The sequence below is a fragment of the Polaromonas sp. genome (genome assembly GCF_030689685.1).
Classification (GTDB): domain Bacteria; phylum Pseudomonadota; class Gammaproteobacteria; order Burkholderiales; family Burkholderiaceae_C; genus Polaromonas.
Genome location: NZ_JAUYEY010000022.1, coordinates 30,110 through 44,680 on the forward strand (window position 1 = coordinate 30,110; position 14,571 = coordinate 44,680).

Annotated in this window: 12 protein-coding genes; 2 read left to right on the top strand and 10 right to left on the bottom strand. The window is 62.6% G+C overall.

Annotated features, from left to right (window positions below; all coding sequences use genetic code 11):
• Positions 1–2: 2 nt before the first annotated feature.
• From Q8O29_RS05845 to Q8O29_RS05890, 10 genes are all read right to left on the bottom strand, one after another.
• Positions 3–3,749 (bottom strand): molybdopterin cofactor-binding domain-containing protein, encoded by a 3,747-nt coding sequence (locus tag Q8O29_RS05845; RefSeq protein ID WP_305561118.1) that lies wholly within the window; start codon positions 3,747–3,749, stop codon positions 3–5.
• Positions 3,746–4,243: a (2Fe-2S)-binding protein gene (locus Q8O29_RS05850; RefSeq protein WP_305561119.1), complete on the bottom strand. Its 498-nt coding sequence runs from the start codon at positions 4,241–4,243 to the stop codon at positions 3,746–3,748. The genes Q8O29_RS05845 and Q8O29_RS05850 overlap by 4 nt, the downstream gene beginning before the upstream one ends.
• Positions 4,244–4,269: 26 nt before the next feature.
• Positions 4,270–5,007 (bottom strand): ABC transporter ATP-binding protein, encoded by a 738-nt coding sequence (locus Q8O29_RS05855; protein WP_305561120.1) that lies wholly within the window; start codon positions 5,005–5,007, stop codon positions 4,270–4,272.
• Entirely contained in the window at positions 5,004–5,786 is a 783-nt protein-coding gene (locus Q8O29_RS05860) for an ABC transporter ATP-binding protein (protein ID WP_305561121.1), read from the bottom strand. The genes Q8O29_RS05855 and Q8O29_RS05860 overlap by 4 nt, the downstream gene beginning before the upstream one ends.
• Positions 5,783–7,681: an ABC transporter permease gene (locus Q8O29_RS05865; RefSeq protein ID WP_305561122.1), complete on the bottom strand. Its 1,899-nt coding sequence runs from the start codon at positions 7,679–7,681 to the stop codon at positions 5,783–5,785. Before Q8O29_RS05865 ends, Q8O29_RS05860 begins: the two co-directional genes overlap by 4 nt.
• A 77-nt stretch (positions 7,682–7,758) precedes the next feature.
• Entirely contained in the window at positions 7,759–8,967 is a 1,209-nt protein-coding gene (locus tag Q8O29_RS05870; protein ID WP_371134163.1) for an ABC transporter substrate-binding protein, read from the bottom strand.
• A 54-nt stretch (positions 8,968–9,021) separates the two neighbouring features.
• Positions 9,022–9,606: an amino acid synthesis family protein gene (locus Q8O29_RS05875; RefSeq protein ID WP_305561123.1), complete on the bottom strand. Its 585-nt coding sequence runs from the start codon at positions 9,604–9,606 to the stop codon at positions 9,022–9,024.
• A 36-nt stretch (positions 9,607–9,642) separates the two neighbouring features.
• Positions 9,643–10,284, bottom strand: a complete 642-nt coding sequence (locus Q8O29_RS05880) for an amino acid synthesis family protein (protein WP_305561124.1) — start codon at positions 10,282–10,284, stop codon at positions 9,643–9,645.
• Between the two features lie 22 nt (positions 10,285–10,306).
• Complete coding sequence (locus tag Q8O29_RS05885; protein WP_305561125.1) at positions 10,307–11,215, bottom strand: UPF0280 family protein; 909 nt, start codon at positions 11,213–11,215, stop codon at positions 10,307–10,309.
• A 10-nt stretch (positions 11,216–11,225) separates the two neighbouring features.
• Entirely contained in the window at positions 11,226–12,848 is a 1,623-nt protein-coding gene (locus Q8O29_RS05890) for a 6-hydroxynicotinate reductase (protein ID WP_305561126.1), read from the bottom strand.
• Positions 12,849–13,041: 193 nt separating this feature from the next.
• Here Q8O29_RS05890 and Q8O29_RS05895 point away from each other — a divergent pair, with 193 nt between their 5' ends.
• Together Q8O29_RS05895 and Q8O29_RS05900 are read left to right on the top strand one after the other, a co-directional pair.
• Positions 13,042–13,815 carry a ferredoxin--NADP reductase gene (locus Q8O29_RS05895; protein ID WP_305561127.1) on the top strand — a complete coding sequence of 258 codons (774 nt, stop codon included), beginning with the start codon at positions 13,042–13,044 and terminating at the stop codon, positions 13,813–13,815.
• A 37-nt stretch (positions 13,816–13,852) separates the two neighbouring features.
• On the top strand, positions 13,853–14,554 hold the full coding sequence (locus Q8O29_RS05900; RefSeq protein WP_305561128.1) for a TetR/AcrR family transcriptional regulator: 702 nt from the start codon (positions 13,853–13,855) through the stop codon (positions 14,552–14,554).
• Positions 14,555–14,571: the final 17 nt, after the last annotated feature.

The following is a 14,571-nucleotide window of genomic DNA, read 5'->3' on the forward strand; positions in this document are numbered from 1 at the left end:
CCCTAGCGATCCTCTGCAAGGCCGCGCAGGCGCGACACGGTTTGCGGCAGCCCTTGCCACGCGGGCTGACCGGGCGCATACCGGCTGCGCATGTAAACCACCAGCGATTCAATCTGCGCGTCATCCAGGCTGTGGCGGAAGGCTGGCATGAAACCGATCTCTCGCGCCGCCGGTACGCGTATGCCGTCCAGCACCACCCGAATCAGGTTGTCGGCCCGCTCGCTGTGCAGCTTGCTGTTCAGGCCCAAGGGCACGTTGACACCCAGCAGCGTGGGCCCGTCCCCGTCGTGGTGACAAGAGGCACAGGCGCCATTAAACAGGCGCTGCCCCGGGCCGGGCTGTGCTGGTGAAAGCCTTTGCGCGGTCTGAACCACCTGCTTGGTCGCCTGCTCACTGGCGGCCTGCGTCACCGGTTGATTGAAGGAAGCGAGATAACTGGCCATGGCGCGGATATCGTCATCGGGCAGGGCCGCCAGCTCTTTCACCACCGGCGCCATCGGCCCTGCGGCAGCGCCGTGCTGCAATGAGTAACCCTGACGCAGATAGCGGTACAACTCATCGCGCGTCCAGGGCACGGGCGCCCGCGAAAGGGCTGTCAGCGCCGGCGCCTCCCAGCCATCCACCATGGCACCGCTTAAATAGGCTTTCCCGCCACGCTCTGCACCCAGCGCATTGCGCGGTGTGTGGCAGGCGCCGCAATGCCCCAGCCCGTTGACCAGATAGGCGCCGCGGTTCCACTCGGCAGTCTGCGTCGGGCTGGATTGATACGCAGCAGGTTCATGAAACAGCGCGTTCCACACCGCCATCAGTGGGCGGATATTGAAGGGAAAAGCCAGCTGCGTGGCCGCTGTCTCGGAGCGCACTGCAGGCTGCACCATCAGATACGCATACAAGGCGGTCAGGTCTTCGTCGGTGGTTTTGGCAAAGGCTGTGTAGGGAAAGGCCGGGTACAGGTGCTGGCCATCCCGTGAGATGCCTTCCCGCATGGCCCGCTGGAAGGCGCTGAAAGACCACAGGCCGAGGCCGGTTTGGGCATCGGGCGTGATGTTGGTGCTGATGACTTGCCCAAAAGGCGTCTGCATGGCGCGACCGCCGGCATTGGGCTGACCGCCCGGCGCGGTGTGGCACACCACACAATCACCCAGGGCCGCCAGTTGCCGACCGCGCTCGATGGTGGCGGCGGTGTAGATCGATGCGCCACCAGCAACCACAGGCGCAATCGCAGACCGCCAACCCAGCAGCGCCGCTGCCAGGCCCAACACACCGACAGCCAGCGCCGCCGCCCGCGACCAGGCGCCCAGGGTGCGCGGCCAGACTGCACCCAAAGCAAGCAGCGGCGCAATCCGCTCCTGTATTGATAGCTGCTTGCGCACAACGGTACTGGGCTGGAGGCCATTTTGACTACTATTTTCGAGCGCAGCACGTACCACCTCGGGCGTAAACGGCGGCTGGCGAAAACGCACACCGATTGCGTCAAAAATCGCATTGGCAATCGCTGCGGTGCCAGGCACCGATGCCGACTCGCCCGCGCCCAGCGGCGGCTCACCGGGCCTGGCCATGGTCACCACCTCAATCACCGGCACGTCCCTGAAGCTCAGGATGGGGTAGCTGCCCCACTCCAGGTTTGCCACCGTGTTGTTGATCGGGTTCACAGTGACCTGCTCGGTCAGCGCCCGGCTGGTGGTCTGCACCACGTTGCCGTGAATCTGGTGCTGCACCCCGGCGGGGTTGATCAGGGTACCGGCGTCATGCCCGACCACCACACGTCTGACATACACCTCGCCGGTTTTGCGGTTCACCTCCACATCGGCTACCCAGGCGGCCCAGGCCGCGCCGTACCCCGGCCACTTGCTGTGCACGTAACGCGCATAGGCCACGCCCTGGCCCTGCACGATATCGGATGTGTCACCGTCCACCTTGTGTTGCTGTGGCTGCGTGTGCACTTTCCAGCCGGCCCTGTCAGCCGTGGCGCGAAGCAGTTCCGTAGCGCGTGGCTCATGCAGGTAACGCAGGCGGAACTCGACCGGGTCCACACCCGCCGCCGTGGCCAGCTCGTCAATGTATGACTCATGCGCAAACGAGTTGGGCAAGGCCGACACACCGCGCAGCCAGGAGGCGCGCAGCATGGGTGCCATGTCGTTGACCGAGACGCGCAGGTTGTCGTAGTCGTAGGGTGGGCGGGCACTGCGGTCGCCCATTTCATAGGCCTGCGCCACCGGCTCAATGGTGCGCGTCAGCAACAGCGCCAGGGTGGGCGCGCCGTTGGACGGGTAGGAGGTCTGAAAATCATAGGCGGCGACCGAGCCATCGGCGTTGAGCCCGCCATTGACCTGCATCAGCTGCGCCGCGCCCTTGGGCTCCCATGCATGCTCCTGCTCGCGCGTCAGCTGCACCCGTACCGGTGCGCCCACCGCACGCGAGAGCAGGGCCGCATCGGCCGCGACATCGTCGACGCAGTTGCGCCCGTAACAACCCGCCGCCTCCATGCGGATCACGTCAATCTGCAGGTCGGGCAAACCCATGAGGCGCGACAAGTCGGCGCGTAACACATGCGGGTTCTGGCTGCCCGCCCATACCGTCAGGCGATGTTCCGCCGCCGGGCCGCTCCCAAGGCGGGACGCGGCCCCCTCGGGGGGCAGTGAGCCACACGAAGTGGGGGAGCGTGGGGGTACTTCTTGCCAGTCGGCCAGTGCGCATGAGGGGCCAATGGCGCCGTGCATCTGGTACGGCCAGACATAGTTGCGCGGCATGCGCTGCGCGGCGCCCGCCAGGGCGGCGTCCACGTCGCCTTCATCAATCAGCTTGCGCTGCGTGGCCGGGTTGGCGCGGATGGCGTCTTCCAGGTTGCCCAGGTTCATCAGGCCGGGCCACGGTTTCCACAACACACGCAGCTCGCGCAGCGCCTGCTCGGCCTGCTCTTCACGCTCTGCGACGATGCCGATGAAATCGCGGATGACCACCACCGCACGGATACCCGGGATGTGCGCGATCGACGACTCATCCACGGATTCGAGCGTGTTGCCAATGAAGTCGCCGTGGTCGGCACCGGCATACGGTGGCCGCACGACGCGGCCATGCAGCATGCCCGGCACACGCATGTCGTGCACAAAAGTCAGCCCGCCAGTGGCCTTGGCCGGAATATCGACGCGCGCCGCGCTGGTTCCGACGATGCGGTAGTCCTCGGGAGACTTCAGCGGCGAGTCCAGCGCCAGCGGCAGTTCCACATGTTGCTGCGCCAGCAAGTCGGCATAAGCCACCGAGCGATCAGCATTGCCCAGCACCGACACACGGCCATCACGCACTGCCAGCAAGGCCGTATCAAGCTGCAAATGGGCCGCTGCCCGCGCCAGCAGCCAGGCCCGCGCCTGGGCAGCGGCTGTGCGCAGCGGTGCGGCATGAATCTGTATCGATGCACTGGCAATGGTCGCGCCCTGGTTCGGCGCGCGAGTTGTGTCGCCCAACACCATGTGGATACTGTCCAGCGCCACATCCAGCTCTTCAGCCACGATCTGCGCAAGCGCCGTGCGAATGCCGGTACCCAGGTCCACATGGCCGTTGAGCGCGGTGACACTGCCGTCGTCCCAGACAGCCAGCAGTATTTCAACGCCCTCCAGCGGGTTGGCATTGACCAGCGCCGGCTGGCCCTGCGCTGGCGGCGCTGCGGGGGGCGGCTCGCGGGTGACCAGCAACACACCCTTGGCCGCATGAAAATCAGCGCGCGTCAAAGGGGTGGCGGCGCGGCGGCTCATGGCTTGCCCGTTTTTTGAGCAGCCTGCAAACCCAGTTGCGCCGCACGCCTGACGGCCTTGAGGATTTCCAGATGTGTACCGCAGCGGCACAAATTACCGGACAACTCGGCGCGTATTTCTTCATCTGACGGATCGGCGTTGCGTGCCAGCAGCGCCACCGTCATCATGATCATGCCGCTCAGGCAATAGCCGCACTGGGCCGCCTGCTCTTCAATAAACGCCTGCTGCACCGGATGCAGAGCCGCGGGCGAACCCAGACCCTCCAGGGTGGTGATGTGTCGGTCAGCCACAGCGCCGGCCGGGATCACGCAAGCACGCGCCGCCACCCCATCGACCAACACAGTGCAGGCCCCGCACTCCCCCAGACCACAGCCGTATTTGGGGCTGTTCAGTGCCAGGTCGTTGCGCAGCACGGTCAACAGCGACGCCTGCGGGGAAACTGCCAGCGTGCGCGCCACCCGATTGACGGTAAGGGTGACGATCTGCTGTGCCATCGGTTGGTTGTGTCAGAAGCTTCGCACTACACACTGAGGTAAGCGCGCCGCACCTCTTCGTTGGCCGACAGCCCGGCCATAGAACCTTCGTAACGGATCTGGCCTTTTTCGAGCACATAGGCCCGGTCTGAGACCAGTTCGGCAAAATGCATGTTCTGCTCGGACAGCAAAATACTGACGCCCTGGGCCTTGAGCTCCAGAATCGTCTGCGCCATCTGCTCGACAATCACCGGCGCAACGCCCTCTGAGGGCTCGTCGAGCAGCACCAGAAACGGGTTGCCCATCAGCGAGCGTGCGACCGTCAGCATCTGCTGCTCGCCGCCGCTCATGCGCCCACCCAGGCGGTCCGGCATCTCACCCAGGTTGGGGAAAAGCCTGAACAGGCGCTCAGGCGTCCAGACCGGCGCTGCGCTGCCGTCCGGCCAGAAGCGTGGCGGCTGGCGACCCACTTCGAGGTTTTCTGTGACCGTCAGATCGGTGAAGATGCGCCGGTCTTCCGGTACAAACCCAAGGCCGCTGCGTGTGATCTGATGCGTCTCGCTTTTTGAAATATCGGCGCCCAAAAACGACACGCTGCCGCGCCGCTTGTCCAACATGCCAATTAGCGACTTGAGCGTGGTGGATTTGCCGGCCCCGTTGCGCCCCATCAGCGCCACCACCTCGCCACGCCGGACCTTGATGCCCACGTCGTACAGGATCTGGGCTGCACCATACCAGGCACACAGGCCTTTGGCTTCGAGCAGAATGTCCGTGGCGGCAGTCATGGCGCCTCCTCCTTGTCGAGAGGCTTTTTCTCGAAGGTCTTGCCGCTGCCGAAATAAACCTCCTGTACCTTGGGGTGGTTGCGGATCTCCAGCGGCTTGCCCTCGGCAATCAGGCGGCCCCGCGCCAGCACAATCATGCGGTCGGCATAGGCAAACACGACATCCATGCTGTGCTCGGTAAACAGCACCGCCATGCCGCGGTCGATGACCAGCTGTTTGGTCAGCGCCATCAGGTCGTTGCGCTCTTTGGGTGCCATGCCGGCCGTGGGTTCGTCCATCAGCAGCAGCTTGGGGCTGTTGGCCATGGCCATGGCAAGTTCCACACGTTTGACGTCGCCGTAAGCCAGCACGCTGCAAGGCCGGTCGGCTTGCGCTCTCATGCTGACCTGATCGAGCAACAGCAGCGCCTCTTCGCGTTTGTGCTCAGCGGCGCGGCGCCACATCGCAAACAGTTTGCGGTCAGACGACAGCAGCGCCATCTGGACGTTTTCCACCACTGTCAGCGATGAAAAGGTTTCTGCAATCTGGAAGGTCCGGCTGACGCCGAGCCGCCAGATGTCGCGCGGAGCCAGCCCAATCAGCTCCTGACCATCGAGCTGAATGGAGCCCGCATCGGCGCGCATCTGGCCATTGACCATGTTGAAGGTGGTGGACTTGCCGGCACCGTTGGGCCCGATCAGGGCCAGCAGTTCGCCGGCTGCCAGTTCAAAGCTGATGCCGTCCACCGCCTTGACACCGCCAAATGATTTGCCCAGGCCGCTGACTTTGAGCAAACTCATGACTGCCCCTCTTTTGCACCGCGCAGCCGCGCCAGCAGCTGCTTGATAAAGCCTGCAATGCCCTGCGGGAACAGCAGCACCAAAATCAGGATGATGGCGCCCAGCATGGCGCGCCAGTAGTCGGTGTTGCGCGCCACCGTGTCATGCAGCCAGGTGAAGGTGACCGCCCCGACGACCGGCCCCACCAGGGTCTGCACCCCGCCCAGCAGCACCATCACCAGGCCATCGATGGACTTGCCCACATGCAGGCTTTCTGGCGAGATGCTGCCCTTGGAAAACGCATACAGCGCACCAGCCAGCCCGGCAAAAGTACCCGCCAGCACAAAAGCCACCCACTGCAGGCGCTTGACGTGGATGCCGATGGCGTCAGCGCGCAGCACCGAATCGCGCGCCGCCCGCATGGCGTAACCAAAAGGCGAATAGAGCATGCGGTGCATCAGCAGCACCGCCCCCGCCACCAGTGTCAGGGTCAGGTAGTAATACATTTTTTTGTCGGCCAGCCATTCGGACGGCCAGACCCCGGTCAGGCCATTGCTGCCGCCGGTGAATGCGTCCCACTGATAACAGATGGCCCAGGTGATCTGCGCAAAAGCCAGGGTCAACATCGCCAGGTACACCCCCGAAAGCCGCACGCAGAACCAGCCGTAAACAAAGGCGCCCAGCGCGGCCAATGCCGGCGCCACCACCAGCGCCACCTCCATCGGCAGGTTCAGGCCGCGCACCAGCAGCGCTGCGCCGTAAGCGCCCAGGCCAAAGTAGGCCGCATGCCCGAAGGAATGCATGCCAGCCGGCCCCATGATGAAATGCAGGCTCGCCGCAAACAGCACCGCCACCAGCAGGTCGATCAGCAGCACGGTGACGTAAGGTGATTGGGCAGCCAGGGTTGGCACCAGAGCCAGCACAGCAAGCAGCCCCGCCACGCCATAGTTGTAGAGCCGGTCGGGCGGGCGCAAGGGCTGCTCTGCCGCGCCCGCATGGCGGCTGGGCGCTTGTGGCCTGCCGAACAATCCCCAGGGCCGCGCCACCAGCACCACGGCCATCACCAGAAACTCCACCACCAGCGTGAGTTTTGAAAAAGAAATGCTGATGCCGGCGATTTCAACCAGGCCCAGCCAGATACAGATGGCCTTGAGTTCGGCAATCAGCAAGGCCGCTACATAGGCGCCCGGAATCGAGCCCATGCCTCCCACCACCACCACCACAAACGCGGCGCCAATGATGTTCAGGTCCATCTCCAGGTTGGCCGGCTCGCGCGGCAACTGCAAGGCCCCGCCCAGCCCCGCTAGCAAGGCACCCAGTGCAAACACTGCGGTGAACAACCAGGCCTGATTGACGCCAAGGGCGCTGACCATGTCGCGGTCCTGCGTGGCAGCCCGCACCAGCGTGCCCCAGCGGGTTTTGGTCAGCAGCAGCCACAGCAGTCCGAGGACCACGGGGCCAGCCACAATCAGAAAGAGATCGTAGGTCGGAAATTGCCTGCCAAGAATGGGGACAGATCCCGCCAAGCCCGGCGCCCTGGGACCCAGCAATTCTTCAGGCCCCCAAAACCACAACACGCCGTCTTTGATGACCAGCCCGAGCGCGAAAGTCGCCAGCAACTGAAACAGCTCGGGCGCACGGTAAATGCGGCGCAACAGCAGTACCTCCACCAGCGCACCCAACACCCCCACGGCCAGGGCAGCCAGCAGCAGCGAGGGCCAGAACCCAATGCTGCCGCCCAGCGTCGCCACCAGCGAGTAGGCCACGTAGATGCCCACCATAAAAAACGAGCCGTGCGCAAAATTGACGATACGGGTCACGCCAAATATCAGCGACAAGCCCGCAGCCACCAAAAAAAGTGATGACGCACCCGCCAGGCCATTGAGCAGCTGTACAACAAAGCCTGAAAAATTCATGCTGACATGGACCTGTTCTGATTGAGCGAGCGCATGTCAGTGCGCCTGGATGCAGTTGTCAAGCCAGACCATCAAAGTCAATTGTTCGCATCGGCGGGTCGCAGCTTTTTCACTTCTGCATCCGTCGGCTGAAATTTGGCGCCATCGGCATATCGATAGTCCACCATCACACCCTTGCCGCCTTCGTTTTTGGTACGCCCTACAAACGCGCCCATGGTCGATTGCTGGTCCTGGGTGCGGTACACCACCGGACCAAACGGCGTGCTGACCTTCAGTCCACGGAAAGCGGCAATCATCTTTTCGGTATCGGTGGATTTGGCCTTTTTCATGCCCTCGGCCAGCGACTTGATGGCGCTGTAACCGACGACGGAGCCGAGGCGTGGATAGTCCTTGTACTTGCCGTGGTAGGCCAGAAAGAAGGCTTTGTGCTCAGGCGTCTGGATGCCGTACCAGGGGTAACCGGTGACCAGCCAGCCGTTGGGGGTTTCTTCTTTCAGCGGGTCCAGGTACTCAGGCTCGCCGGTCAGCAAACTGACCACTTCCCGGCCCTGGAACAAGCCGCGTGTGTTGCCCTCGCGCACAAACTTTGACAAATCAGCACCAAACAGCACGTTGAAGATGGCGTCCGGCTTGGCGTCAGCCAGCGCCTGCACCACGCTGCCCGAATCCACCCGGCCCAGCGGCGGCGCCTGCTCGGCGACAAACTCCACGTCGGGCTGCGCCGCTTTCAGCAGGGTCTTGAAACTGGCAGCGGCAGACTGCCCATACTCGTAGTTGGGATAAACAATGGCCCAGCGCTTTTTCTTCATCGCTGCGGCTTCGGGCACCAGCATGGCGACTTGCATGTAGGTCGAGGCGCGCAGGCGGAAGGTGTAGCGGTTGCCGTTTTGCCAGACGATTTTGTCGGTCAGCGGCTCAGCGGCCAGAAAGAAAAATTTCTTCTGCTTGGCAAAGTCTGTCAATGCCAGGCCAATGTGTGACAGAAACGAGCCGGTGAGCACATCGACTTTCTCGCGTGAGACCAGCTCTTCAGCGGCACGCACAGCCTCGCCCGGATTGGCATTGTCGTCACGCACAATCAGCTCGATTTTCTTGCCATTGACGCCACCGGCGGCGTTGATTTCTTCCACCGCCAGCTCCATGCCCTTCTTGTAGGGCTCCAAAAAGGCTGGCTGGGCCTTGTAGCTGTTGATCTCGCCTATCTTGATGACCCCCTGCGCATGAACAACTCCCAGCGGTACCACCAGGGCCAGAACAGCCGCAGCACCCAGCATCTTGTATTGCATTTTCATAAAAACTCCTGCTTGTCGTGGATCGGATTGATAGGTGATGCGCCCGGCCTACCGGAGCCCATCCTCGCCTTTGATGTCGTGGATCTGCAATCCGCCCACGCGCGGGAGAGGTCGGCCGCTGTCTGTCACAACAACAGCGACCACAATTTCATTGGCACGCGGTGCATCGGCCACGCGCGCCTCCATCGCATCAAAATGGCTGCGCACAAAAGCGGCGTCCTTGTGCCCCAACGGCACGTCGATGGCGGTACCCAGACCGCCCCTTTTTTTGCTGGACGGCACCAGCGCTGCACCCTTTTCCACCGCCAGCCGCAAGGGCGCACCGAGTTTGGGGTGCAGGATGGCGGCCGCATGCTCAAGTTCACCAGCCTCGCCCACAATCGCGGCCTTGCCATAACTTTGCGCCTGACCCGGTGCAATGCCCAACGCTTGCACGCATTTCTGTCCCAGTAGTGCGCCCAGCTCTTCACCCATGGCGATCAGCTCGTCCAGGTTTTCCTGGTAGACACCGGCAAACGGGTTGTGAATTACCGCCATGGCCAGCGCCCGGCGGGTCGGTGGGTCAATCGTTTTGCCCATTTCGATACGGGTCTCATCGACCTGCACAATGATTTTTCGAATGCTGGCTGTCATGTGGGTGTTCCTGGTGGGTGGTCACGGCGGCACTGCTCAGCGCAAGCCATCCCATTTGCTGATCGCACTTGCCGCCAGACCTGCAACACGCGCATGAATGCGCGGGCCGGTACTCATGGCAAGGATAAACACAATTTCGTCCGCCAGGGGCGCGCCTGGAACCCGCACCTCTATGGCGTCGAAGTGGCTGCGTACATACACAGCATTGATATGGGTCAAGGGCACATCCAGCGCGGTGCCGGGTGCCCCGACCTTTTTGGTCGATGGCACGATGGACAATGCATTGCCGCGCCGCCCGGTTTGCTGCTCAGCCTGCCCTTTGGCGTAGGCCTTGGGATCACCCTTCCAGCCCAGCAGTTCGCGCATGGCGTAACCACCCGGCACATGCCAGAGCGCGCCGTGCTCCAGCTCGCCAGCCGCACCCACAATGGCGCCCTTGCCATACCCCTCAATCCGTTCGGCGGGAACGTTCATCGCGGTACGCAGCTTCTGCGCCATGTCCAGTCCCACCGGGTCGAGCGCAGCCATCATCGGCAGAATGTCGGGCTCGTAACGCCCTGCGAAGGGATTGGTCAAAACCACGCCAATCGCGCCGCGCAACAGCGGCACCGGTGCCACCGGTCCGAATTCGTGCAGGATCTGCTCGACGTGCGTGAAGATGCGTCGTATTTCAATCATCGCGTGTGATCCATCCTTGTCATCAAGCAAATAACAAACCAAGCTGCTTGCTGGCAGACTGGCTGGCCAGTGTTGTCGAGCCTGCAGTATCGGTGCTGAGCATCTGATTCTGACAAACCAGCGCGGCCGACCAGATCAGGCCGGCGGCGCGCAGTGCCTGGGCTCGCCGCAGACCTGCGTGCAAGGCCTGCCGCACCAGCACTGGTTCTAGCGGCGGAACATCGACAGTGACCGGCAAGGCCCCCAGGTCGCTGTCGTCCTTCAGCTCGCAAGCCGGGCGCCGCACGATACGCGCGTCAAACACATCCACCGCATTGGCAATCACGGTGGCAGCCGCATCTGCCTCGGAGGCAGTGCGCGCCAAAACGGTGACGCTGTCGGCGATACCCATGGAAAAACTGCGGCCCCGCCAGCCGCTGGTGGCGACGCCACGAACCGGCAACTGGCTGGAGACTTCAAACGCGCCATCGGTGTGAATGCCCCCGCGCAGCTCCTTGCTGTCGAGTCGCGCGATATCGGCATACAAGCCGATGCGCACCGATTGACCGGGCGCCAGATGCAGGGCAATATCGCCGCCGTTGTTGACCCAGGCTCGCGTCACCCCGCGATGGGCATAACTGGCGATCAGTTCTTGTGCCACCGCACCAGCCACCGCCGCCATCGGCGTGATGAAACCGCTTTGGTAAGGCTGGCAGGCTTGCCACATGCGCCGGGCAATCGGGCTGCGTACCGGGCAAGCTCCCCGCACCGGGCGGCGAAGCTGGACCAGTTCCTGCACCAGCTCATCGAGGATCTCACTGAAGCGTTTCCAGGCATGTTCATGCGCGCAGTGAACCGCCGCCGGGTGGCCGTTGGCACCGATGACGATGTCTATCGGCCCGTGCTGAAAATGCCAGCGGCCATCGGCCAGTTGTGTGCGGTGGGCGTTCATGGCTTGTGTCTCAACCAAGCAGGGGCGGACGCCCCAGAGGCCAGGGATTGGCGGCAGGCAAGGCAGCCCACGCCAGCGCGGACGGTGCGCCTTCGTTGTGCCATGCACCCAGGCGCAGTGCTTCAGCCAGGGTGCGCACATGGTCCATGTGACCCCCGAGAGCGCGGTAGTCGTCGAGCTTCATGCTGAACTCAATCGGCGCCACAAGGGCCGGTGTGGGCACAGTGCCAAAACTGTTGTCCGGCATACGCATGACGTCGGCCATCACGGTGATGCCGCCGCCGGGCCAGACATAAGCCGGGGCGCCGCCGCAGGTGACATTGACCAGCGCGGCCTTGATGGCGCGCGTCAGCAACACCGGGTTTTCTGTGACACCGGCACGCAGGCTGCCACCGGCACCGCCCAGAAAAAGCACGGTGGACAGCGAGGGCTCGCAGTTCTCGCCGATACGCGCCACGATGTGGCCCACCTCGGCCGGCATGTCCTGCTCTACAGGATGAAGATCGTCATTGAGCACATACCAGCTTGCATGTTCGCCGGTGGTAGAGGTCATCAACAGGCGCAGGCCCGGCCATGCGACTGCGGCATCCCAGCTCTCGATGATGGACAACGGATCGGCGATGTCCGTGCCGCCCCAGCCGGTGCCGGGATTGGCCACCTGAAAATACCGGCCCGGCGTCGATTTTCGCCCGCGCATTTTGACGCCTGACGCGCGCATGTCCAGGCAGCGGCCAGCCTGGTGCTCGGTCAGCACACCGGTGATGTGGTCATCGACCACCACCACCTCATCAAGCAGGCCAAAGAACTGTTTTGCAAAAATTCCAATGGTGGCCGAGCCGCAACCGACCCGCATCCGCCGCTCTTGCACACCGTTGACAATCGGCGCCTTGCCCGCCTGGATGACCATCTGGGAGCCGCCGTCAATCGTGAATTCAACCGCCTGCTTGTTGCCCAGCGATTGCATCATGTCCATGGTCACGCGGCCCTCTTTTTTGCTGCCGCCGGTGAGGTGGTGCACGCCGCCCAGCGAGAGCATTTGCGAGCCGTACTCAGCGGTTGTCACATGGCCAACTACCTCGCCCTGGCAGCGGACATTGGCCTGCTCGGACCCGAGAAACCGGTCGGTGTCGATTTTGACCTTGAGGCTGCAGTAGCTGAAGATGCCCTCGGTGACGACGGTGACCATATCGACACCCGCCACCTGCGACGAGACGATGAAGGGAGCGGGCTTGTAGTCGGGGTAGGTGGTGGAGGAACCGACGCCAGTGACAAACACCTCGTTGGCCAGCAGCAAATCGCCATCCCAGGCGGCCTGGGCCGCCAGCGCCCCTTCAGCATCAGCCACCCCGGTTGCCGCGCGCCCGGCAAAAGGCAGCACCCTGGGCTCGTTGTCCAGCAGGGTGCGACGCAGCAAAAGCACCGGATCGACCCGTACCAGGGTGCCGCTGCGATTGGCGTAACGGTCACAGGCACCACTGCGGCCATCAGAAATCTGGCAAAGCACGGGGCAGGCGTTGCACTCAATCTTCTCACTGGTCATGCGTTCATTGCGCGGACGGGCTTTCTCCAGCACCTGCGCAAACGCGGGCGACTCCATGCCTGGCAAGCCGTCGGTCTTGGTATGTTCGGTCATCGCTCTGCGTGTTGTCGGGGCAGCCTGTTCATTCTGGTGCATCAGCACCCATGTAGTGCATACTTAATTAATATGTTGCGTCTGCTACATTTAAAATTACTGTAGCGCATACGAATTTTTGGCGCAATAGGATTTGCATGCAGCGTACAATTTATTTTCAGAAATCTCCCGACCCTCACCACCGAATACCACCATGAGTGCTTTCAACGAAGAAACCGTGCTATCCGTGCACCACTGGACCAACAAGCTGTTCACATTCACCACCACCCGTGATACATCGCTGCGTTTCAGCAATGGCCACTTCACCATGATCGGCCTGCGCGTCAATGACAAACCGCTGCTTCGTGCCTACAGCATCGTCAGCCCGAATCATGAGGAACACCTCGAATTCCTGAGCATCAAGGTGGCGGACGGCCCCCTGACCTCGCGCCTGCAACACATCAAGGTGGGCGACAAGATCATCGTTGGGCGCAAACCGACCGGCACGCTGGTGATGGACTACCTGCTGCCGGGCAAACGCCTGTACCTGCTGTCCACGGGCACCGGCCTGGCGCCTTTCATGAGCATCATCCGCGACCCCGAGACCTACGAGCGCTTCGAGCAGATCGTGCTGGTGCACGGCGTGCGTCAGGCCGACGAGCTGGCCTATCACGACCTGGTGGTCAAGCACCTGCCTCAGCATGAATTTCTCGGCGACCTGATCTCCAGGCAATTGCTGTACTACCCGACCGTCACGCGCGAAAGCTACCGCAATATGGGCCGTGTCACGGACCTGATGGAAACGGGCAAGCTGTTCGCCGACCTGAATCTCCCGGCGCTGGATCCGGCCAGCGACCGCGTGATGATTTGCGGCAGCCCAGGCATGCTCAAGGATTTGAAACACATGCTGGAGCAAAAAGGCTTTCATGAGGGCAACACCTCCAAGCCCGGCGACTTTGTGATCGAGCGGGCCTTCGTGGAACAATAAAACACGGTTTTCCACCCCGGAAACCACTGAGCACGACATGACCGCCAAACCCGCGAAAGCTGCCAAAGCCGCGCGCACCCCCGCTGCCCGCCTGGCGTCAGCCAAGCGGCCGGGCGTGCGCGAGCAGGCTGCCCAGACCACGCGTGACAACATCCTGCGCGCCGCCACCAAGGTGTTTGCACGATATGGCTACGACGGCGGCAGTGTGGAAAAGATCTCCCGCTCGGCCAAGTCCTTTGACCGGATGATTTATTACTACTTCGGCAGCAAGGAAGGCCTGTTCATCGAGGTGCTGGAAGACATGTACCGGCGCATGAACGATGCCGAGCTGAAACTGACGCTGGATCTGGCACAGCCGGTGGAGTCGCTCAAGGACGTGATCAATTTTGTCGTCAGCTACTACAGCAAAAACCCCGAGTTCATCACGCTGCTCAACACCGAAAACCTGCACCGCGGCAAGCATATTTCCAAGTCGGCCCGCGCCCGTGAATACTCGTCGCCGGCGATTGCCATCATCCGCCAGTTGCTCGAAAGCGGCGCCAGCCAGGGCGTGTTTCGCGCCGATGTCTCTGCACGCAACGTCTACCTGCTGATCGCGGCGACAGGTTATTTCTATATTTCCAACCGCCACACGCTGTCGGCCTTCCTCGGTGAAGACCTGCAGGCACCGGAAGCGTTGGCGCAGTGGCAAGCCTTCATCATCAGCACCGTGTTGCGCACCGTGATGCTCAACCCCTGACCTCTTTAGAAAGTCAT